Genomic DNA, 22027 nt, shown 5'->3' with positions numbered 1-22027 from the left:
TTTTTAAGAAGAGAGCGTGTTTGAAAACACGCCCTCGTATTGCATATCGCTACAGTTAATGGAAATCGTTTGTATCTACTACATCTCATTCGGCAAAATTTCTTTTAAAACAGATAACGCCTCTTCTGTTAATATATCTGGGTTGTTAGGATCTTGAGGCAATATAATACCGCGCTTTGCAAGAGCAGCAATAATTTCAGGGGTTAGTCGTGAAACAGGAGGCGTTGCGCCACCGCATACACTTTTCAATTCTTCATCATCTGTTACTTCTTCAATAAACATAACTGGAGCTAGATTTAAAGCGACGTTATCTTTAATTTTGTTTTTAGTCATAAATTACCTCAATTACGCCTTTATAACTAATCATTGAATATGTACTTAATGTATCACCTAGAAAAAGGAGAAATTAAGGTTTTATCCCATAATATCTTAGTTTTATGACTAATTTTCCTACTTTTTGGATTAATCCAATTAGACAAGGGCTGAGGAGGCGATACCTACGGTAAGCTACGCTAACGCACTTGCTGGCAGTGTGCCAGTTGGAAAATGTTCAGCCCACTGCTGACGATGGCTGATTGTAAAAAACCTTGAGACTCAACTCTCAACGTTACAATTGACCCAATACTTTATTTGCACTTATTGTGGTTTAACATCACTTTTTATTTAATTTTACTTCTGTAATGCTGATGGATACTTATAATATGGGAATTAAAATTTAACTATGGAAACACAACCGATACAAGTAATTGGAGGTGGACTAGCTGGGACAGAAGCAGCTTGGCAAATAGCGCAAGCTGGAGTGCCAGTAATTCTGCATGAAATGCGTCCAAAGCGATTTAGTCCGGCTCATCATACAGAACATTTAGCAGAATTAGTGTGTAGTAATTCCTTTGGAGCAATGGCAAGCGATCGCGCGGCGGGATTATTGCACGAAGAGTTACGCCAACTCGGTTCTATCGTCATCTCGAAAGCTGATGAACACGCCGTTCCCGCTGGTGGGGCGCTAGCGGTAGACAGGGGACAATTTGGCCAAGATTTAACTGAAACTTTAGCGAGTCATCCTTTAGTTGAGTTTCGCCGAGGTGAAGTGTCTGCAATTCCTGAAGGGATTGTGGTTTTAGCAACCGGGCCATTAACTAGTCCCGATCTAGCAGAAGATTTGCAGCGCTTTACGGGGATGGAATACCTCAGCTTTTTCGATGCAGCCAGCCCGATTATCGTCGGAGAATCGATTAATCGTGACATTGCTTTTATGGCATCACGTTATGACAAAGGTGAAGCCGCTTATCTCAACTGCCCAATGAATAAAGAGCAGTACTTGCACTTCCGGGAAGAACTCTGTAAAGCTGAACAAACAGAACTCAAGGGTTTTGAACGGGAAACGGCGAAATTTTTTGAAGCTTGCTTACCCATAGAAGAACTAGCCCAGCGCGGGGAAGATACCATGCGCTACGGCCCCCTGAAGCCAGTGGGATTGTCAGATACTCGCACAGGGGAACGTCCTTATGCTGTGGTGCAGTTACGACAAGAAGATAAAGCTGGTCAGCTGTGGAACATGGTAGGATTTCAAACAAATCTGCGTTGGGGCGAACAAAAGCGCATCTTTCAATTAATTCCCAGTTTAGAAAAAGCAGAGTTTGTCAGGCTGGGAGTGATGCACCGCAACACTTTTATTAATGCTCCCCAATTAATGCATCCCACCTTGCAATTTAAAGAGCGTCCGACATTATTAGCTGCTGGACAATTGATTGGTACTGAAGGTTATACTGCTGCGGCTGCGGGTGGTTGCTTGGCGGGAATTAATGCAGCGCGGTTAGCCTTGGGTAAAGAAGCTTTGGTTTTACCACCAACAACCATGATGGGTGCGTTATTGGAATTTATTAGTTCTGCTTCACCGAAACATTTCCAACCAATGCCGCCTAACTTTGGGATTTTCCCCGATTTAGGAATGAAAATTAAAAGTAAACCAGAGCGTTATGGACGTTACCGCGATCGCTCTTTAGCTGATTTGGCAAACTGGAAAGCTAATCGTAATTAATGAGTGCTGAGTGCTGAGTGCTGAGTTAGGAGTTAAGAGTTAAAAGTTAGAAGTTTTGTTTACCCCCTTGTCCCCTTCATCTCCCTTATCTCCTCCCCTGCTCCCCTGCTCCCCACTCCCCACTCCCCATCTATTCTTTAATAGTGACTAATCCATGTATGCCTAGTGCTGTAATTACACCTCCCAGTAATCCCCAGGTACCATCGGCAAATACGTTGATGCGATGAATGTAGGTGCGATGATAGGCATACTCTAACTGTCTATCATTTACTTTTCCAACCTCTACTAGGTTTTCCACATACTTTTCAGCTTTAATCAGTGCTGCATAATCGAGATTAAACCAATACAACGATACTCCCACCACTGCCAAACCTGGCAAAACCAAGGTAATTAAGAGAATTGCTATACGTGCGTTCATACACCTCACCCGCTAACATACCTGCTCAATGCTGACATAGCTGGAATCCTTGTGTTACAACTTGGCATACCAATTTAATAATGTGTTGGCGTGGGTGAACTAGATTTTGGGAATAATCCTCATAGTGTTTGAAAGTATCGTTTTGATTAGGTTCGCACTATGAGAGGGCGATTTCTAGAAAAAAAGCAGATTTATTGCTGTTTATCTATTGCATTTTGCTGTATTTTGTGGATTTGTTTGGCATTAATTCCAGCCGACGCAACGTCTACAGGGTCTATTGATACTCTACGACAACAGCAGCAACAAATGAACCAGCAGCGTCAGGGTGTAGTTGGAGAGCGCGATCGCTTAACTAATCTCCAACAAGAGGCGCAAAAACACCTGACTGGTTTAAAGCAAAATCTGCAAACTACAGATAGCTATCTTCTAGAGAGCGAATCACGATTACAACTTGCTACCCAACGCCTCCAGCAGTTAGAAACTGATTTAGATGTGGCAGAACGTTCATATCAGGAGCGGCAAATTGCAACAGTAGCACGATTGCGTTATCTTCAGCGATCGCCTGCTTTTGCGGGATGGGCAGTTTTGCTCGAAAGTGAAAATATCAGCGACTTTTTCAGCCGTCGTCATCAGTTGAAGTTAGTGTTTCAAGCAGACCAGAAAATTTTACTAAAACTCAACACCCAAGCAAACTCAATCGATAAACAAAAAACGGAAGTAGAACAGCAAAAAAACGAAATTGGCTTAATTCGCGAACAACTGTTAGCACAAAAAGCTGATTATCAAACCCAGACACAATCACAATCAGAATTGATTCAACGCCTGAATAGCGATCGCCTCGCCTTAGAAGCAGCGCAAAATCAGCTTGAAAGAGAATCTAAAAATCTGGAAGTCTTGATTCAACAAAAGGTAGCAGAAGCTGAAGAGGCGCAAGGAAAAACCAACAGCCGGACAAATATCATCATTCGGGGAACTGGTGTAATGGCATATCCTAGCGATGCTTCTACTAGCAGTCCCTTTGGCTGGCGGATTCACCCAATTCTTGGCTATCGTCGCTTTCATGCCGGGTTAGATTTTGCCGCTAGCTATGGTAGTAAAATTCGGGCAGCAGATTCGGGAAGAGTAATTTTTGCTGGGTGGTATGGTGGCTATGGTAGAGCGGTAATTATCGATCACGGTAATGGCATAACTACACTCTACGGTCATACCAGCGAGTTGTATGTCTCTGAGGGACAAGCAGTTGAACGCGGACAAGCGATCGCTGCTGTCGGTTCTACAGGTTTCTCAACTGGCCCTCACCTCCACTTTGAAGTCCGTCGCAATGGTACACCCGTAGACCCAGCTAATTATCTTTAAAGCTGCGAATCTTATCACAGACGTGCTATAATATGGAAGATTAAGGGCGCGTAGCTCAGTGGATAGAGCAACAGATTCCGGTTCTGTGGGTCGGGGGTTCAAATCCCTCCGCGCTCGTTACCTTTACAAGACTAACCACAAAATCGAGAGGTTATTTTCTCTCATGGGATAAACCTAGTTTACCCTATGGGACAGAATGGCAACGGATAGTCTGGAATACAAAAATTAGTGTACGTATGTGGTGATTGATATAACACTACACTACAGATTTTGTTTTCTCATTCAGTCTCTCACCCCTATTACCTACCCCAAAATTGTTTTAAAAAATAAAACAATGGGGCATTTGTTGGAGGGAATTCTTAAAGTAGAGGTAGAGACTAAATCTTCCCCATTAGCAGGACATGGGTTTGATGCAACTAGGATTTTTGTGGAGCGCAATTAATTATGACTGCTTTAACCTTACAATTACCTTCTAATCTGCAATTTACTGATGAGGAATTTGCACAGATTGTAGCTGTGAATAAAGAATTACGACTAGAGTTAACTGCTGAAGGGGAATTAATTATCATGTCACCGACTGGAGGAGAAACGGGAAACCGTAATTTCGATTTATTAGGTCAAATATGGTTTTGGAGCAATCAAAATAAATTGGGAAAAGCTTTTGATTCTTCTACTGGGTTTAAATTGCCAAATGGGGCAACTCGTTCACCTGATGCTTCTTGGATAAGGATAGAAAGATGGGATGCTCTTACCCTAGAACAAAGAAAGAAATTTCTCCCTTTGTGTCCTAATTTTGCAGTGGAATTAGTTTCTGAAACTGATGATTTGGAAGATACTAAAGCCAAAATGGAGGAATACTTAGCAAATGGCTTGCAACTGGGTTGGTTAATTAATCCTAAAGATAAACAAGTAATAATTTATCGCCCAAATCTTGCACCAGAAGTTTTACAATCTCCCACAAGTTTATCGGGTGAAGATGTTCTCCCTGGTTTTGTTTTAAATTTACAGCAAATTTTTGCATAGATGACTGATTATCTTGATTTTATTTCTACAAACACTAAACATTATTAAATTTGCTTAAACCATCGACACTCCCTTTAAACATCAAAAGCCCTGCTGAGGTGGGATACTGGAACTACACTTAAAATTTAATCGCGATCGCACTTCTTCACCAACAAAATCAAATAACTCAAAGCTTATATGGTTTTTCAGTACACTAACGCATTTGTCACCATAGCATCGGTTAATTTTGAGAAGTTAGTGAATTTCTATACCAAGTTGCTGGAGCAAAAGCCAGTTTCTTTGGTTCCGAACGTCTATGCTGAGTTTAATTTAGTTAGTATGCGATTAGGTATTTTTAAACCAAAGAACACAAATGAATCGGAATTTGAAGCGATGTCTGACGACAAGCTACTTTGTGTCTACGCCAAAAGTAAGATAAGTTTGTGTTTAGAGGTGAGTAACTTAGAAGATGCGATCGCTTACCTAAATGCTTTGGGCTATCCTCCACCAGGAGAGATTTCCATTGCTTCCCACGGCAGAGAAATATATGCTTATGACCCTGATGGCAATCGTCTGATTTTACATCAAGCCATAGTGAATGATAATTGATAAGTGATAATAATTTATTTGGTAATTAACTATGGCTATAACTCAAAACTATAGATTAAACCTGATTCAATGGTATCCAGGTCACATTGCGAAAGCTGAAAGGAAGCTCAAAGAACAGCTGAAGCGCGTAGACGTGGTGTTTGAGGTACGAGATGCTCGGATTCCCTTAGCGACTCACCATCCCCAAATAGGTGAGTGGGTAGAAGGTAAGGCACGGGTGTTGATACTTAACCGAGTAGATATGATTACACCACAAATGCGATCGCTATGGATCGATTGGTTTAAACGTCAAGGAGAACTCCCCTATTTTACCAACGCTCAACATGGTAAAGGTATAGCAGAAGTAGCGCGGGCAGCGCAAGCCGCTGGGATAGAACTCAATCAAAGAAGAAGCGATCGCGGGATGTTACCCCGTCCAGTGCGGGCTGTGGTGATTGGTTTTCCCAATGTCGGTAAATCAGCTTTAATTAACCGCCTGTTGGGAAAGCGAGTCGTGGAAAGTGCAGCCCGTCCTGGGGTAACTCGCCAACTACGCTGGGTGCGAATTTCCGAACATTTAGAATTGCTAGATGCTCCTGGCGTCATCCCTTTAAGATTAGAAGACCAAGACGCAGCCTTGAAATTAGCTATTTGTGATGATATCGGTGAAGCATCTTACGATAACCAGCTAGTAGCAGCAGCCCTAGTGGATTTACTCAACTATTTAGAAGCTGTAGCCGGAGATTTACTACCAAAAAAACCATTACAGTCTCGCTACCAACTCGATTCAACATCAGACACCGGAGATACCTATTTACACGCCTTAGCAGAACATCGTTACAAAGGTGATGTAGAGCGAGCAGCAAGGCAACTTTTAACAGATTTTCGCAAGGGGTTGTTGGGTGAAATGAGTTTGGAATTGCCACCCAATTAAATCTAAATTCAAATAGTAAAAATTAGGAAATCTATTTGATTTTTAACAGAACTTACGCAACTATCACAAGCAATGGCGCGGCTATACCGTCCTGCGCGCCAAACAACTAGGCGATAAACATGGTAACGTCTGGAATTTTAATTGCGGAGCTAGTTTTATAAGCTAAATCTTTGAGCTTAAAGCAGACTAAAATTAATTGATTTATTGGAGTAGCACATAGTTACTGAAAAATGCGATCGCGCTAGTGGTTGTTAACCAAGATATGGTATTGGGAAATATAACACTAGTATCAAGAGATTTTCGTAAAAATTTATGAGCGCAAAAGTTGATGGAACTTTAAGGATTGCTGGCTACCAAATCATCGAGCAACTTTATTCAGGTTCTCGTACTCAAGTGTATCGGGCAATTCGAGAATGCGATACCTTTCCTGCGGAACGCTACGCGAACGGTGGGCTTCGCCAACGCCTGCCAGTTGTCATCAAGCTCTTAAAACGAGAATACCCAAATTTTACCGAATTACTACAGTTTCGCAACCAATATGCGATCGCTAAAAACCTAAATATTCCCGGCATTATCAAACCCTACAGCCTGGAAGCCCATCATAATGGCTATGCCCTAGTCATGGAAGACTTTGGTGGTGTTTCCCTGCGGCAATTTACTCAAGGAAAAACACTGACATTAGAGCAATTTTTACCCATTGCTCTGCAACTACTAGAAATTTTACACCAGTTACATCAACAGCGCGTCATTCACAAAGACATCAAGCCAGCCAACATCTTGATTCACCCTGACACCAACCAAATCAAGCTGATTGACTTTAGTATTGCCTCGCTCTTACCACGAGAAACTCAGGAAATCCAGAGCCTCAATGGACTAGAGGGAACGCTAGCTTATCTGTCGCCAGAGCAAACCGGACGGATGAACAGAAGCATTGACTACCGCAGTGACTTCTATTCTTTAGGTGTGACTTTCTTTGAATTACTGAGTGGAAAATTGCCCTTTGAATCCCATGAACCAATGGAGTTGGTGCATTGCCACATTGCGAAACTTCCACCCTGCCTGTGTGATTTCAACCCCGAATTGCCCTTGATGCTGGGCGAAATTATCCGCAAACTGATGGCGAAGAACGCCGAAGACCGCTATCAAAGTGCGCTAGGACTTAAACATGACCTTGTTACCTGCTTAGAACAGTGGCAAGAAACAGGCAAACACACTTGGTTTGATTTAGGACAGCGCGATATCAGCGATCGCTTTCTCATACCCGAAAAACTCTACGGGCGGGAATCGGAGGTAAAGACACTATTAGAAGCATTTGGTTATGTGGCCAATGGTGGCTCCCAACTGATGCTAGTGGCAGGTTTCTCTGGTATTGGCAAAACCGCAGTCGTCAATGAAGTGCATAAACTGATTGTGCGCTGGAACGCCTACTTCATCAAGGGCAAATACGACCAGTTCAACCGCAACATTCCTCTGTCTGCTTTTGTACAAGCCTTTCGTGACTTAATGGGACAGTTGCTTAGTCAAAGCGATACTCAGCTAAAGCAATGGCAGAGCAAGATTTTAGCGGCAGTTGGAGAGAACGGACAACTTCTGATCGAGGTAATTCCTGAACTAGAGCAGCTGATTGGCAAACAGCCTGCGTTCGCCTTTGGCGTTGGCGGAGCCATCGCTGAATTATCGGGCAGTGCAGCACAGAACCGTTTCAATCTGCTGTTCCAAAAGTTCATTCAGGTGTTCGCGACAAGAGAGCATCCGTTGGTGATGTTTCTCGATGACTTGCAGTGGGCAGATTCGGCATCGCTGAATTTGCTGAAATTGTTGATGGCTCAGAGCGATTGCAGGCATCTATTCATTATTGGCGCATACCGTGATAACGAGGTGTTTGCGGCTCATCCACTCATGTTAGCGGTAGATGAAATTGAAAAGGCATCATCCTGCGTCAACACCTTGAGTCTAGCTCCCTTAAGTCAAGCAGATGTCAACCATTTAATCGCCGATTCGCTCAGTTGTGCAACTGAAAAAGCATTACCGTTAACAGAGTTAGTTTATCAAAAAGCCAAAGGCAATCCCTTTTTCACAACTCAGTTTTTGAAAGCGCTACATGAGGATGGGCTAATTAGCTTTAATTGGGAGGTTGGTTTTTGGCAGTGTGATGTAGCGCAAGTGCGTAGACGCATAGCGGCTTGTCCTCAGACATCCCTTGCTCTGACTGATGATGTGGTGGAATTTATGGCACAACAACTGCAAAAATTGCCCGACATCACTCAAAATGTTCTGAAACTGGCAGCCTGTATCGGCAATCAATTCGATTTGGCGACGTTAGCGATCGTTTATGAAAAGTCGCAGACAGAAACCGCTTCAGACTTGTGGAAAGCATTGCAAGAAGGATTTATCATTCCTACCAATGAAATTTACAAGTTTTATCAGGATTCCTCATTGGTGATTGGTCATTTGCAAATGACAAGTGACCAATCACCAATGACGGTTTACAAATTCTTGCATGATCGCGTCCAGCAAGCTGCTTATTTCCTAATTCCAGACGCCCAAAAACAGATCGCTCACCTAAAAATTGGTCAACTATTACTGACTCATACGCCTGTTGCCAAACAAGACGAAAAATTATTTGAAATCGTTAACCAACTTAATATCGGCAAATCCCTAATTGTCGATCTATCTGAGCAAATAGAACTCGCTCAACTTAATCTGAAAGCTGGACAAAAAGCCAGAGCCGCAACTGCCTATACAGCCGCATTTGAGTATTTCACTACAGGCATCGCCTTGTTAGCTAAGGATATGTGGCAAACGCAGTATGAGTTAACCTTAGCCCTCTACGAAGCTGCCACTGAAGCCGCTTACTTGAGCGGCAACTTTGAGCAGATGACACAATTGGCGGCAATCATTACAGAACACTCTAGAAGCTTGTTGGATACGATTAAGGTCTATGAAGTTCAAATTCAAGCAGCTCAAGCCCAACATCAATTTATAGAAGCAGTAGAGATTGCCCTCAAGAGTGTGGAGCGTTTAGGAAACAGCCTGACAAAGCAACCCAGTCAATCAGATATTGCCAAAGCATTCGAGACGACTAAATCCATTTTGGCTGGAAGGCAACCGCTGGATTTAATCAATTTGCCCCAAATGACAGATCCTAACAAGTTAGCAGTTGTACGGATTCTTGCCACTGTCTCTGCTGCTGCCTTTGTTGTCACTCCAGCGCTCTTACCATTTATTGTTCTCGAACAGGTCAATTTATCCGTTCAATATGGCAATAGTTCATTTTCGGCAATTGGCTATGCCTACTATGGACTAATACTTTGTGGGATGGTAGGAGAGATTGACTTTGGGTATGAGTTTGCAAAACTAGCACTTTTATTGCTCGAACATTTCCATGCCAAAGAACTGAAATCCAGAGTTTATGTCGGAATTCATTGTAGTGTGTGGCATTGGAAAGAGCCGCTCAAGAACACCTTACCGTTTCTCCGGGAAGGCTACGAAGTTGGATTGGAAACGGGAGATTTAGAATCGGCTGCTATTTGCGGATTCATTTACATCTCATACTGTTGGTTTCTGGGCAAAGAATTAAGCGATCTTAGCCGAGAGAGTGCTGCCTTTCGAGATCAGCTCAAGCAGCTCAACCAAGAAGGTCTTACCAGTCATTTGACCGTTTTTCAGCAACCAATTTTGAATATGCTTGGCGATTCTGCTGAACCTTGGCAGCTGACTGGAAATGCCTTTAATCGAGAGGAAATTGTGCCAGCCCTCCAGCGATCGGGCGATCAGACTGCGCTGTATTATTTCTATGCCAACCAACTTGGTCTGTGTTATATGTTTGGCAAGTTTGAGTTGGCGATAGAAGCTGCGATCGCTGCTGAAAATTATATAGGTGGTGCTACAGGCTTATTCATAGTTCCGCTCTGCTACACCTATGATTCTTTAGCCAATCTGGCAATCTATTCTCAGGTTTGTGAGGTACAACAGCAACACATTCTGCAACGGGTGGCTAAAAATCAGGAAAAAATGAAAAAGTGGGCTGATCGTGCTCCAGAAAATTACCTGCACAAATTTTATTTAGTTGAAGCCGACCGATACCGAGTCTTAGGGCAGAAATCAGAGGCAATAGATTTGTACGATCGCGCCATAACTCTCGCTAAAAAACACGGTTACACCCAAGAAGAAGCACTTGCCAATGAACTGGCAGCAAAATTCTACCTCGACTGGGGTAAACAGCGCATTGCTCAGTCATATATGACCCAAGCCTACTATGGCTATGCTCGTTGGGGCGCTAAAGCCAAAGTCGCCGACTTGGAACGACGCTATCCCCAACTCCTCGCCCCGATCTTAGAGCAAACCCGTTCTCCCCTCTCAACTAACGACACTATCTTCACATTGGGGAGTCTCACCTCCACCAGTTCCGCCACTTCCGATAATAGCAGCGTCTCTGTTGCTTTAGATTTAGCTACCATTCTCAAAGCTTCCCAAACCCTTTCTGGGGAAATCGAACTCGAAAAGCTGCTTTCAGCTTTGCTGCATATTGTCATTGAAAATGCTGGAGCCGATAAATGTGTATTCATGCTTTTGGAGTCAGATCGGTTGCTAGTTCAGGCATTAGCACAGCTTTCCCTGAGCGGTGTACAGAATCAGGCTGCCGTCGATTTTTACTCGATGTTGCTCAACCCACAGCCTGTTGAAGACTCAGTTGATGTGCCAGTTGGCTTAATTAATAATGTCAAACGCAACTTACAACCAGTAGTAATTACTGATGCCACGGTGCATCCGCAACTACTCAATGACCCGTATATTCAGCAACAGCAGCCCAAGAGTATCTTGTGCTGCCCAGTTTTGCATCAGGGTAAATTGCTGGGCGTATTGTACCTAGAAAATAATTTGGCAACCGGAGCCTTTACAAGCGATCGCGTCGAACTGCTGAACTTACTTTGTACTCAAGCCGCAATTTCTTTGGACAATGCCCGAATTTACCAAAATTCTCAGAACTATGCCCAACAATTGGCACAATCTCTAGGCAAATTGCAGCTTAGTGAAATCCGCTTCCAAAATTTAGCAAATAATATTCCTGGGATGGTGTACCAATTCCGTTTGGAGGTAGATGGTTCAACTTCAACACCCTACGTTAGTTCTGGCTGTTTCGACTTGTATGGATTAGAGCCAGAATTGGTGATGGCAGGGACGCATAGCCTTTACGATCTAAATCATCCTGACGATCGCCAATTTATTGGCCAAGCGATCGCCTACTCTGCCCAAACTCTCACACCATTTGAGGTAGAATGTCGCATTATCTTGCCCTCAGAAACTGTGAAATGGGTTCGATCTACTGCTCGCCCAGAGCGACAAGCCGATGGGGCAATCATCTGGGATGGGGTGATGATTGATATTAGCAATGGCAAACAAGCTGAAGAATCTCTAGCCAAAGAACGAGAGTTTTTGAATGCGATCATTCACAATATTACTGATGGAATTGTTGTTTGTGATGCTAGTGGCAAATTGACTTTATTTAACAAAGCAACTCGTGACTTTCATGGCTTACCAGTAGAATCATTACCAGCAGAACAGTGGACAAAACATTTCGATCTCTATCAACCAGATGGGCAAACACCTCTATCAACCACAGAAATTCCTTTGTTTCGCGCCTTGCAAGGGGAAATAGTCGAAAACGCTGAAATGGTAATTGCACCGAAGCATGGTTCTAAGAGAATTTTGTTAGCTAGCGGACAAGCGATCTTCGATTCTTCGGGTAACAAACTCGGTGCAGTCGTTGTAATGCGAGATATTAGCGAAAGGGCGCGGCTTGAAGCCGAACGCAAACAAGCTGAACTTGCCTTGCAGCAAAAATCACTTGATTTGCAACAAGCATTGAACGATTTACAAAATGCCCAATTACAAATTGTTCAAAGCGAAAAAATGTCAGCATTGGGCAACTTAGTTGCTGGTGTGGCTCACGAAATGAATAATCCCCTTGGTTTTATTGCTGCCAGTCTCAAGCAAGCTAAACCCACTGTGACTGATATTGTGGAACACTTAAAGCTTTATCAAGAAAGTTTACCCCACAAAAATGATGAAATTAAAAACCATGCTGAAGAAATTGACTTGGATTATAGCTTAGAAGACTTGCCTAAGATGATTGATGCCATGTCTATGGCGTGCGACAGGCTAAAAAATATCAGCACCAGTTTACGAACTTTCTCGCGTGCCGATAAAGATTATAAAGTACCGTTTAATATTCACCAAGGCATCGATAGCACGATTTTAATTTTGAAACATCGTCTCAAGGCTAACGAGCAACGTCCAGCAATTGAAGTGATAACTGAATACAGCACTTTGCCTCAAATTGAGTGTTTCCCTGGACAATTAAATCAAGTATTTATGAATATCTTAGCAAATGCTATTGATGCCTTGGAAGAATCGAATATTAGCCAAAGTTTTGCTGAAATTAAAGCAAATCCGAACTGCATTAAAATTACCACTACAGTAGCAACTAATTTAGTTAAAATTACAATCGCTGATAATGGTAAAGGGATCGAGGAAGAGGTAAAACAAAAAATATTCGACCATTTATTTACAACGAAAGCTGTTGGTAAAGGCACAGGATTAGGACTGGCGATCGCTCGTCAAATCGTTGAAGAAACCCATAATGGTAAGTTGAGTTGTAACTCTATTCTCCGTCAGGGGACAGAGTTTATCATTGAAATTCCGGTGTAAATATTTTCTCTGTTTATATAGCATTGGGTAAAAGTACAGAATTAGGACTGGCGAACGCTCGGCAAATCATTGTGGGTATTTTTGCGTAAGTCCTGGAATAATTCTGAATTCTGAATTCTGACTCCTGAATTCTGCTTCGATAACTTATAAACTTATAATTTATCATATACGTGCCTTTTTCCACTCGTTGAACTCACGTTTCACTAGGTTGCCAATGCTGCATTTATGGAAAAACAGCAACCCTTCTCCCTCAAGCAGATTTCTTCAGAGGATTGGGAAAATACGCCGCAGAATGTGAAGTCTCTGGTAGAATCACTGCTAGCAAGTGCGGCTTTCTCAGAAAGCCAAAGCCGTCTCATTCAATTTCTAGATGCCACCCCCATTGCGATCGCTGTCCACGACTCAACAGGGCAAGTTGTTTACATAAATCATCTCGCACAGGCATTGTTAGGCACCGATCGCCCATTAGAACTCAGTCCCGATCAACTCTCAAAAGTCTTTCAAGTTTACCGTGAGGGTACTGGGGCGCTCTATCCCTTGGAAGCCTTACCCAGTAATCGGTCTCTGGCTGGGGAAACGATTTGGGTTGACGATCTAGAAATTCATCGTGGCGATCGCGTGATTCCTCTGGAGGTTTGGGCGACTCCGATTTTTGGCGATCGGGGTGAGGTGACGTATGCGATTGTGGCGTTTCAAGATATTAGCGATCGCAAACGCCGGAATTTGGAACAGCAGATCGTCGAAAATACCCTGGTGAAAAGTGAACGCCGCTACCGCCAGGTGATCCAGGTACAAACAGACTTGATTTTGCGATCGCTACCGGATACCACCATTACTTTTGCGAACGATTCTCTTTGCCTTGCTCTCGGTCAATCCTTGGAGAATGTAATTGGATGGCGATGGAGTACCTTTGTCCCGCCAGAGGATTTAGATCAGTTGTATTGTAAAATTGCAGCCCTCACCCCAAAAAACCCAATCTTTGAAAACATCAATCAAGACTACCGCTCCAACAACCAGATTGGCTGGACACAGTGGATTAACTTGGGGATTTTTGATCAGCATGGACAGTTGACCGAAATTCAATCGGTGGGGCGAGACATCACCGCATTACAGGAGCAAATTCAACGCGAACAAGCTCTAAATCGAGTTTTCCAGTCCATCCGCAACTCCCTTGATTTAGACACGATTTTTGCCACCGCGACAGCAGAAACGGCGAAACTTTTGAAAACCCTAGACTGCTTTGTGGTGCAATATTTGCCAGAACAGGGCATTTGGAAACATATTGCGGAATTTCGCCACAATCCAGACGCACCAACAGTCATTGGCTTCGAGATTCCCGATGTGGGTAATCCCTTTGCGGCTCAACTCAAGCAGTTGCAGATTGTGCGGGTGGAAAATACAACCAACCTAGATAATCAGATTAACTCCGAAGTCGCCCAAATCATACCCGGCGCTTGGTTACTCATTCCCCTAGTGATTGAAGACACTCTGTGGGGGAGTTTCACAATTATAGCGCCGCAACAACCGTTTACCTGGAGCGATAACCAGATCAAACTGGCCCAGTCCGTCGCAGACCAACTGGAGATCGCGATTCACCAGGCCAATCTTTACCAACAAATACAACTGGAACTAACGGAACGCCGTCGGGTGGAGATGGCTCTGAGAGAAAGCGAAGCCCGGTTTCAAAATATGGCGGCGAATGTACCGGGGGCGATTTTTCGTTACCTGATCCGCCCTGATGGTTCTGACGGTGTAGTATACATGAGTCAGGGTTGTTACCTTCTCTGGGAAGTAGAAGCCCAAGATGTTGTCACAGATGCCACCATCCTCTGGCAAATGATCCATTCGGAAGACGTGGCTGGAATACAAGCCTCGGTGATGGAGTCAGCAAAAACATTACAACCCTGGTACTGGGCGTGGCGAATTATCACACCATCAGGGCGGGAAAAATGGCTGGAAGCTGCTGGCAGACCCACTCGCCAAGCCAATGGTGATATTATTTGGGATACATTGATTCTGGATGTAACCGAACGCAGACAAGCCGAATACCGTTTTCAAACCCTAGCAGCCAATACCCCAGGGGTGATTTATCAGTATGTGCTACATCCCGATGGATCGAATGCAATGCTTTATGTCAGTCCTGGTTGTCGATATCTCTGGGAACTAGAAGCCCAAGATATTGAGCGGGATGTGGAAGTAACCTGGCGGATGGTGCATCCCGACGATTTGCCTGCTATGCGAGATTCAGTGCTGGTTTCTGCCGAGACTCTACACCCGTGGAATTGGGAATGGCGCGTTACAACGCCATCGGGTCGGCAAAAATGGTTGCAAGCCTCGGCACGACCTCAGCCACAAGCCAATGGCGATATTATTTGGGATGGGCTGATTCTGGATGTCAGCGAACGCCAAGCGGCGCTACGCGAACGCAAACAAGCCGAAGAAGCGATGCGAGAAAGTGAAGCCCGCTATCGCTTGTTAGCCGAAAATACCAACGATCTCGTGTGCCTTCATGAGTTGAATGGTCGATATCTCTATGTTAGCCCGTCTTGTGAATTCCTCTTGGGCTATGGGCACGACGAAATGCTCAGAGAATATTTCTATACCTTCATCCATCCCGACGATCGCGATCGCGTTTACCAGGAAATTCGGACAGCGGTGTTCCGCAAAAAACCCACACCCATCACCTACCGAATGCTTCAGAAGCATGGCAACTATGTCTGGTTTGAGACCCTCACTAAGCCCATTCTGGATGCGACGGGTGAAATTGTTCAACTGCAAACCACCTCCCGCGATGTCACAGAACGCATCCAGGTGCAAAATCAGTTGAAACATGATGCCCTACACGATGGGCTAACGGGGTTGCCCAATCGCCATTTCTTGATGAAACGGTTGGAATTATCTATTCAACGAGCCTACCGTCTTGAAAATTATCATTTTGCTGTTTTATTTCTCGATCTCGATCGATTCAAAGTCGTCAATGATAGCCTGGGGCATTTGGCAGGAGATCAATTACTCATTGCCATTGCTCAAAAACTCCAAGCCACCCTCCGTAAAATGGATCTCGCCGCTCGTTTGGGTGGCGATGAGTTTGTGATCCTACTCGAAGAAATTAAGGATATTCAGGAAGCAGTTCGGATCGCAGAACGGATTTTTGCAGAGTTGCAAACACCCATGATGATTGAAGGACGTGAAGTATATACCACCTCTAGCGTTGGTATTGTCTTGGGTACAAAAGACTACGTTCAAGCCTCCCACTTGTTGCGAGATGCTGATATTGCGATGTATCGGGCAAAAAACAAGGGCAAAGCCCGATATGAAATTTTTGATACTGAGATGCACACTCAAGCTTTGAATCGACTGCATTTAGAAAACGATCTGCGCCGAGCAATCAAGTGTCAAGAATTTATCCTTCACTATCAACCGATTGTTGCTCTAGACACTAGACATCTTGTTGGCTTTGAAGCACTGATTCGCTGGCAACACCCTACCCAAGGGTTGAAATTTCCCGGAGAATTCATCCCTATAGCTGAGGAAATAGGACTGATTACCCGTTTGGACTATTGGGCAATTCGTACAGCCTGTTATCAGCTGGCAGCATGGAAAACTGCTTTCCCGGAACTTTCTGCCATGAAAGTGAGTGTCAATCTTTCGGCGCAAGATATCAAGCAGTCCGATCTGTTAGAAGAAGTCGATCGGATTCTGACTCAAACCCAATTAAATGGTCGTTACCTGACGTTAGAAATTACCGAAAGTATGTTGATTGAAGACATTGAGTCTACGATTAGTGTACTGAGCCAGTTGAAAGAGCGAGGAATTCAAATTAGCATTGACGATTTTGGTACAGGATATTCATCGTTAAATTATCTTCACCGTTTACCTGTGGATAGTCTGAAGGTCGATCGCTCTTTTGTAAATCAAATTCAATCAGGCAAAAAAAATCATCAGATTGTCGAAACTATAGTGGCACTGAGTAACCATTTAGAACTCGATGCGATCGCTGAAGGCATAGAAACTCAGGAACAACTGGAACACCTACAACACCTTGGCTACAAATTCGGTCAAGGGTATCTATTCTCGAAACCCATGAGCCACCACACAGCAGAAGCACTTTTAGCAAGTAAAAGTTTGTATTATAACCTTTGGTCTTAAGGGGAAGGGGAAAGGGGAAACAAAAAACGTACTCAATCCTGAGTCAGAAGAGTACTCAGTAATTTCGCACTTGGTAAATGCCCCACCCCTTCTGGGTTGTCTTTCAACTCAGCACTCCCCACTCCCCACTCATTACTCAGCACTCATTACTCAGCACTCATTACTCATTACTCATTACTCAGCACTCATTACTCATTACTCAGCACTCATCATGCCTTCCCCGCCACCACCGGCTTTTGAAGCAAAAGTTCCAGTGCTGCTTGATATTGCAGATCCGCTTGGGTGCCAATTTGTTCGCGGTTAATGGCTGCTTGGGAAATCACTTTATCTGGCTTAATGCCTAGTTTGTTAATATCCCGGTGTTGAGGAGTTTCATACTTAGCAATTGTGACTGCCAAACCCGAACCATCTGATAGCTCAAATAAAGATTGAATTAAGCCCTTGCCAAAGGTGGTTTCGCCTACCAGTTGAGCGCGACCATTATCTTGGAGTGCGCCGGCGAGAATTTCACTCGCACTGGCAGTTCCTTGATTCACCAAAATAACCAGAGGATCGTTCGTTAGGGATGCCCCAGAGGCTTCAAAACTACCCTGAATGCCTTGTCGGTTAACAGTGTAGACAATAGTGCCGGAGTCTAACCACAGACGGGCAATTTCAATTCCTGATTGCAATAGCCCCCCAGGATTATTTCGCAAATCTAGAATGTAGGCAGCAGCGCCTTTTTTTTCTAGACTAGAAATAGCGTGTGCCAATTCCGTTGAAGCGTTGGCATTAAATTGGGTAAGACGTAGATAGCCAATGGGTGTACCTTCAGCAGAAACACGCAAATCTGAAACCACAGGGTTAAGAGCAATGCGATCGCGTGTCAGTCTAATTTCCGTTTCTGCCTCTCCGTCCCGTTCGATGAGGAGAGTCACAAGGCTGCCACTGGGCCCGCGCATTCTGGTAGCAGCTTCATCAAGGGTGAGATTTTCTGTGGAAACGCCTTCAATTTTGAGAATGCGATCGCGTGGCCGAATCCCCGCTTTATCCGCCGGTGAACCGGCGATGGGAGCCACTACTTCTAACTTCCCATTCTCAGAATTCAAAGCAATTTGCAATCCTACCCCAGTCAGTTCTCCAGAAGTATTGACCTGCAAGCTACGGTACTGTTCTGGATCTAAAAAGCGGGTAAAAGGATCGTCGAGGCTCTTGAGCATCTTCCCAATTGCCTCATAACTGGCATTTGAGTCTGCCAGCGGCTTCTCCAGAACCTTTTGCCGCACAGCCGCCCAGTTTTGATGATTAAAGGTCTCATCTAGATAAGTACGATTAACAATTCGCCAAACTTCCGAAACCAGCTTTTGTTCACCGGTCAAAGCCAGCGCTGGCTGAGTGAGCGTACCCAACGCCAAGCAAAACGCCATTAACAATGAAAATCCAACCCGAAAGACTTGTTTATTCATGAACCCCATTATCAATTCCACCTCAACCCAAATTGCTTAGATAATGCCCACTTCCTCTGTTGTTGATGAAATCTATCTCTCGATTATGTTACTTTTTTTATAGAAGTGGTGCATTTTTCTCATCAAGTTGTTCAGTCAATTGATGCATCGTATCCACTCACCAAAGGATAAAATCTACTTTGTGTCCACCATTTTGTGTGTAGGGGCGTAAAGAGATCGCAATATATTCCATCTTTACAGAGTGTAAAGTTTCTGAAGTCTCTTAGCACGCCAAAAGCTGAAAAGCAAACAAAAAAACTCCCCTTTACTAAAATCCCAAAATTACTATTTGGGAGAGAAGTCTGAGCGAAGGCTTCTGCCGATTCAGAACTTCGGGATTTATCAACCGCAACCGACTTTTAGGAACTTGAGATTGTATGGCCAACGTTTACGACTGGTTTGAGGAACGCCTGGAGATTCAGGCACTCGCCGAAGACGTTACTAGCAAGTACGTCCCTCCCCACGTCAATATCTTTTACTGCCTGGGTGGAATTACCTTGGTTTGCTTTCTCATCCAGTTTGCTACTGGATTTGCCATGACGTTCTACTACAGGCCAACAGTTACTGAAGCTTTCTCCTCAGTAGAGTACATCATGAATGAAGTAAACTTCGGTTGGCTAATTCGCTCCATCCATCGCTGGTCTGCGAGCATGATGGTATTGATGATGATTTTGCACACCTTCCGGGTTTATCTGACTGGTGGTTTCAAAAAGCCTCGCGAACTGACCTGGATAAGTGGTGTGATCCTAGCTGTGATCACCGTTTCCTTCGGAGTTACCGGCTATTCTCTACCTTGGGATCAAGTTGGCTATTGGGCTGTGAAAATCGTTAGCGGCGTACCAGAAGCAATTCCCGTGGTTGGAGTTCTGATTTCCGACCTATTGCGCGGCGGTTCCAGTGTTGGTCAAGCAACACTAACTCGTTACTACAGCGCACACACATTTGTATTGCCTTGGTTGATTGCAGTATTCATGCTGTTTCACTTCTTGATGATCCGCAAGCAAGGCATTTCCGGGCCTTTGTAATCTCAGCTATTAGCGAAAGGCAACATTTGTTAGTTTTCAGATTGAGTTGTTTGTTTTAAACTTATGAAACACAAGAAATTAATTGCACATAAGTTCCAAAAAACAAATACTTGTATCTGGAGCGTAAAGCGATAGAAAACTTCAGGCGGATGACTGTAGATATCGCTGTTTCCCGCCTTTTAGTTGCCTAGTAGCTGATAGCTTTCACAAATGCTTTAATTTAACTTAAGCAGGAGAGCACATTTCAAAATGTCAACACAAAAAAAACCTGACCTGAGCGATCCTCAGTTAAGAGCCAAACTCGCTAAAGGCATGGGTCACAACTACTATGGTGAACCCGCTTGGCCAAATGACTTACTTTACGTTTTTCCAATTGTGATCATGGGTTCCTTCGCTGCGATTGTGGCTCTAGCTGTGCTAGATCCCGCAATGACCGGTGAACCAGCAAATCCTTTCGCCACACCATTGGAAATTTTGCCAGAGTGGTACTTGTATCCAGTCTTCCAAATTTTGCGATCGCTTCCTAACAAACTTTTAGGAGTGTTAGCAATGGGTTCCGTACCAGTCGGGCTAATCCTCATTCCCTTTATTGAGAACGTGAATAAGTTCCAAAACCCCTTCCGCCGTCCAGTTGCAACCACAGTATTCCTTGCTGGTACTCTTGTCACCCTGTGGCTAGGTATTGGTGCTGCTTTGCCATTGGATAAATCTTTGACCTTGGGACTATTCTAAATTAGTCATCACAAAGTGCTTTGACGCCTGTGAGTTTCAAGAGCAGATGTGCTTTTGAAAACAATCAACAGGCGTCAATTTTAACAGGAAAGAATTCAGAAGTCAGAATTCAGAATTAAATTCTAAACGAAAAAGCGGATAACGCCACCCAAAGCGAGTCCGTGTATCTTACAGTAAAGCAAGTTATGCATAGCGTCTTATAGATAGTGTCTGCATAAATGGGTTTAAGTTCCCCACTAAATATGCTTTTTTTAGTGCTCAACAAGATAGTGTTGTATCTGTAGCCAAATCCCGCAGTGTATCCCTCACTGATTTCCTTCTGTTAGCGGATAGCTAGGGTTTAGCCCATTCTGAATTTTCTATTCTGAATTCTTCTTCAATAGTTCAGATTGCATCTGGGATTTGCAGTTTTGGATGGAAAAGCTATTCCAAAATATCAAATCATCAAAAGTCAACAAATACAAACATTTCCTACTTACTTAACGTAAGTTGCTAGTTACAACCCTCAGAATGCCAAAATCATTCATGTTTTGTATTTTGGTACATAGAATATGTCAATTTAGATTTTTTTATGTCAGAGAAATTTTGCGAACAGCGCAGAATTTAATAACTAGCAACTTGGGTTTACTTATATTCAACTCACAGTTAATGCTTAGTATAGTGCAGCAAGACCATCTGACGGTTAAGAGCGAACTCAGGCTCTTAAACCAGGTGCAAGAATGGTTTGAGCAATTTTGTCTGCAACACTTGTCTCAACTTGGCTGGTCAAAAACCCAACTCGATCGCCTCAATTTAGCATTAGCAGAAGGCTTTACCAACGCTGTTCGTCATGCTCATCATGCTTTACCGCCAGAAACAACCATTGAGATTAACGTTTATCTGTGGATTGACCGACTAGAGATTAGAATTTGGGACTATGGAAAACCTTTCAACCCTGATGCGATCGCAGAGCCAGCCCCAGGTACTCTGCAAGTAGGTGGGTATGGATGGTTTCTCCTCCGGCGGTTGGCTGACAAGGTTGTATACGAACGTGGTGCGGATGGTAGAAATTGCCTGCTCATTGTCAAGTACTCTGTAGAAGCACAAAAGTAACAGTGAAATAGTCAAGGCTAAAGGAAGGAAAGAATAATTCTGATGTCAATTTTAGCTTGTGAGCAGAGTGGAGCGTAGGGAAGGAGTATCGACAAAAAACGAGGGCTTTTATTCTCTACAATACTCTCTTGTACTTAGGAGTCAAACAAATAAAATTTCTCATATACCCGTCACCAAGCTAACGAAGACTTTGCCCAAAGTTGAGCTACACACTTTCAAACAGAAGCAGTTTTTGCTGAAATACATAGTTATTTGATTGATAAAAGTATACTCCTTTTTCAATATTATTTAAATTGGAGTAATATGTTTTTTACGTGAAATTGCTGATTGATTATGATTTTTTTGTAAAATCTCAAGTAAGGTTTTTGTATAAAAATAACTAGTGAATATAGTAAAAATAGCATTCGAGCTACACTAGCTCCCTTGTTAAGATTTGTCAGCAGTGTTGAGAGTCTTAATGTTTGTTCTCCAACAAGTGCCATTTCGTGCTTAAAGAGA

At 43.5% G+C, this 22027-nt stretch carries 13 protein-coding genes and 1 tRNA gene; 11 read left to right on the top strand and 3 right to left on the bottom strand.

Annotated elements, in window-relative coordinates; genetic code table 11:
* Window positions 1-78: 78 nt before the first annotated feature.
* Window positions 79-333: a hypothetical protein gene (locus V7K61_RS07735; protein WP_335052417.1), complete on the bottom strand. Its 255-nt coding sequence runs from the start codon at window positions 331-333 to the stop codon at window positions 79-81.
* Between the two features lie 388 nt (window positions 334-721).
* Here V7K61_RS07735 and trmFO point away from each other — a divergent pair, with 388 nt between their 5' ends.
* The gene (gene trmFO / locus V7K61_RS07730) at window positions 722-2038 is read left to right on the top strand and encodes an FADH(2)-oxidizing methylenetetrahydrofolate--tRNA-(uracil(54)-C(5))-methyltransferase TrmFO (RefSeq protein WP_099103823.1); all 1317 of its coding nucleotides are present in this window, start codon (window positions 722-724) and stop codon (window positions 2036-2038) included.
* Between the two features lie 130 nt (window positions 2039-2168).
* Here the strand turns inward: trmFO and V7K61_RS07725 are convergent, their stop codons facing one another.
* Window positions 2169-2456 (bottom strand): hypothetical protein, encoded by a 288-nt coding sequence (locus tag V7K61_RS07725; protein WP_335052415.1) that lies wholly within the window; start codon window positions 2454-2456, stop codon window positions 2169-2171.
* A 159-nt stretch (window positions 2457-2615) separates the two neighbouring features.
* On the opposite strand from V7K61_RS07725, the gene V7K61_RS07720 reads away from it, so the two are divergent.
* The 7 genes from V7K61_RS07720 (at window position 2616) to V7K61_RS07690 (ending at window position 17196) form a co-directional block, all read left to right on the top strand.
* Window positions 2616-3812, top strand: a complete 1197-nt coding sequence (locus tag V7K61_RS07720; RefSeq protein WP_335052413.1) for a murein hydrolase activator EnvC family protein — start codon at window positions 2616-2618, stop codon at window positions 3810-3812.
* A 44-nt stretch (window positions 3813-3856) separates the two neighbouring features.
* A tRNA-Arg gene (locus tag V7K61_RS07715) sits at window positions 3857-3929 on the top strand.
* Window positions 3930-4256: 327 nt separating this feature from the next.
* Window positions 4257-4835: a Uma2 family endonuclease gene (locus tag V7K61_RS07710; RefSeq protein ID WP_335052411.1), complete on the top strand. Its 579-nt coding sequence runs from the start codon at window positions 4257-4259 to the stop codon at window positions 4833-4835.
* Between the two features lie 177 nt (window positions 4836-5012).
* Window positions 5013-5423, top strand: a complete 411-nt coding sequence (locus V7K61_RS07705; RefSeq protein WP_335052409.1) for a VOC family protein — start codon at window positions 5013-5015, stop codon at window positions 5421-5423.
* A gap of 31 nt (window positions 5424-5454) precedes the next feature.
* Window positions 5455-6336, top strand: a complete 882-nt coding sequence (gene ylqF, locus V7K61_RS07700; protein ID WP_335052407.1) for a ribosome biogenesis GTPase YlqF — start codon at window positions 5455-5457, stop codon at window positions 6334-6336.
* 312 nt (window positions 6337-6648) lie between these two features.
* Entirely contained in the window at window positions 6649-13047 is a 6399-nt protein-coding gene (locus V7K61_RS07695; RefSeq protein ID WP_335052405.1) for an ATP-binding sensor histidine kinase, read from the top strand.
* A gap of 225 nt (window positions 13048-13272) precedes the next feature.
* Window positions 13273-17196 (top strand): EAL domain-containing protein, encoded by a 3924-nt coding sequence (locus tag V7K61_RS07690; RefSeq protein ID WP_335052403.1) that lies wholly within the window; start codon window positions 13273-13275, stop codon window positions 17194-17196.
* Window positions 17197-17405: 209 nt separating this feature from the next.
* Here V7K61_RS07690 and ctpA read toward each other — a convergent pair whose 3' ends face one another.
* Complete coding sequence (gene ctpA / locus V7K61_RS07685; RefSeq protein ID WP_335052401.1) at window positions 17406-18650, bottom strand: carboxyl-terminal processing protease CtpA; 1245 nt, start codon at window positions 18648-18650, stop codon at window positions 17406-17408.
* 407 nt (window positions 18651-19057) lie between these two features.
* Between ctpA and petB the strand changes: the two genes are divergently transcribed.
* From petB to V7K61_RS07670, 3 genes are all read left to right on the top strand, one after another.
* Window positions 19058-19705, top strand: a complete 648-nt coding sequence (petB, locus tag V7K61_RS07680) for a cytochrome b6 (protein WP_099102529.1) — start codon at window positions 19058-19060, stop codon at window positions 19703-19705.
* Window positions 19706-19954: 249 nt separating this feature from the next.
* Window positions 19955-20437 (top strand): cytochrome b6-f complex subunit IV, encoded by a 483-nt coding sequence (petD, locus tag V7K61_RS07675; protein WP_335052399.1) that lies wholly within the window; start codon window positions 19955-19957, stop codon window positions 20435-20437.
* Window positions 20438-21085: 648 nt separating this feature from the next.
* Entirely contained in the window at window positions 21086-21529 is a 444-nt protein-coding gene (locus V7K61_RS07670) for an ATP-binding protein (protein WP_334720184.1), read from the top strand.
* Window positions 21530-22027: the final 498 nt, after the last annotated feature.

The sequence above is a fragment of the Nostoc sp. genome, from assembly GCF_036918015.1.
Lineage (GTDB): Bacteria > Cyanobacteriota > Cyanobacteriia > Cyanobacteriales > Nostocaceae > Nostoc.
The sequence above is the reverse complement of the archived record's forward strand: the minus strand, read 5'-3'. Positions and strand labels throughout refer to the sequence as shown.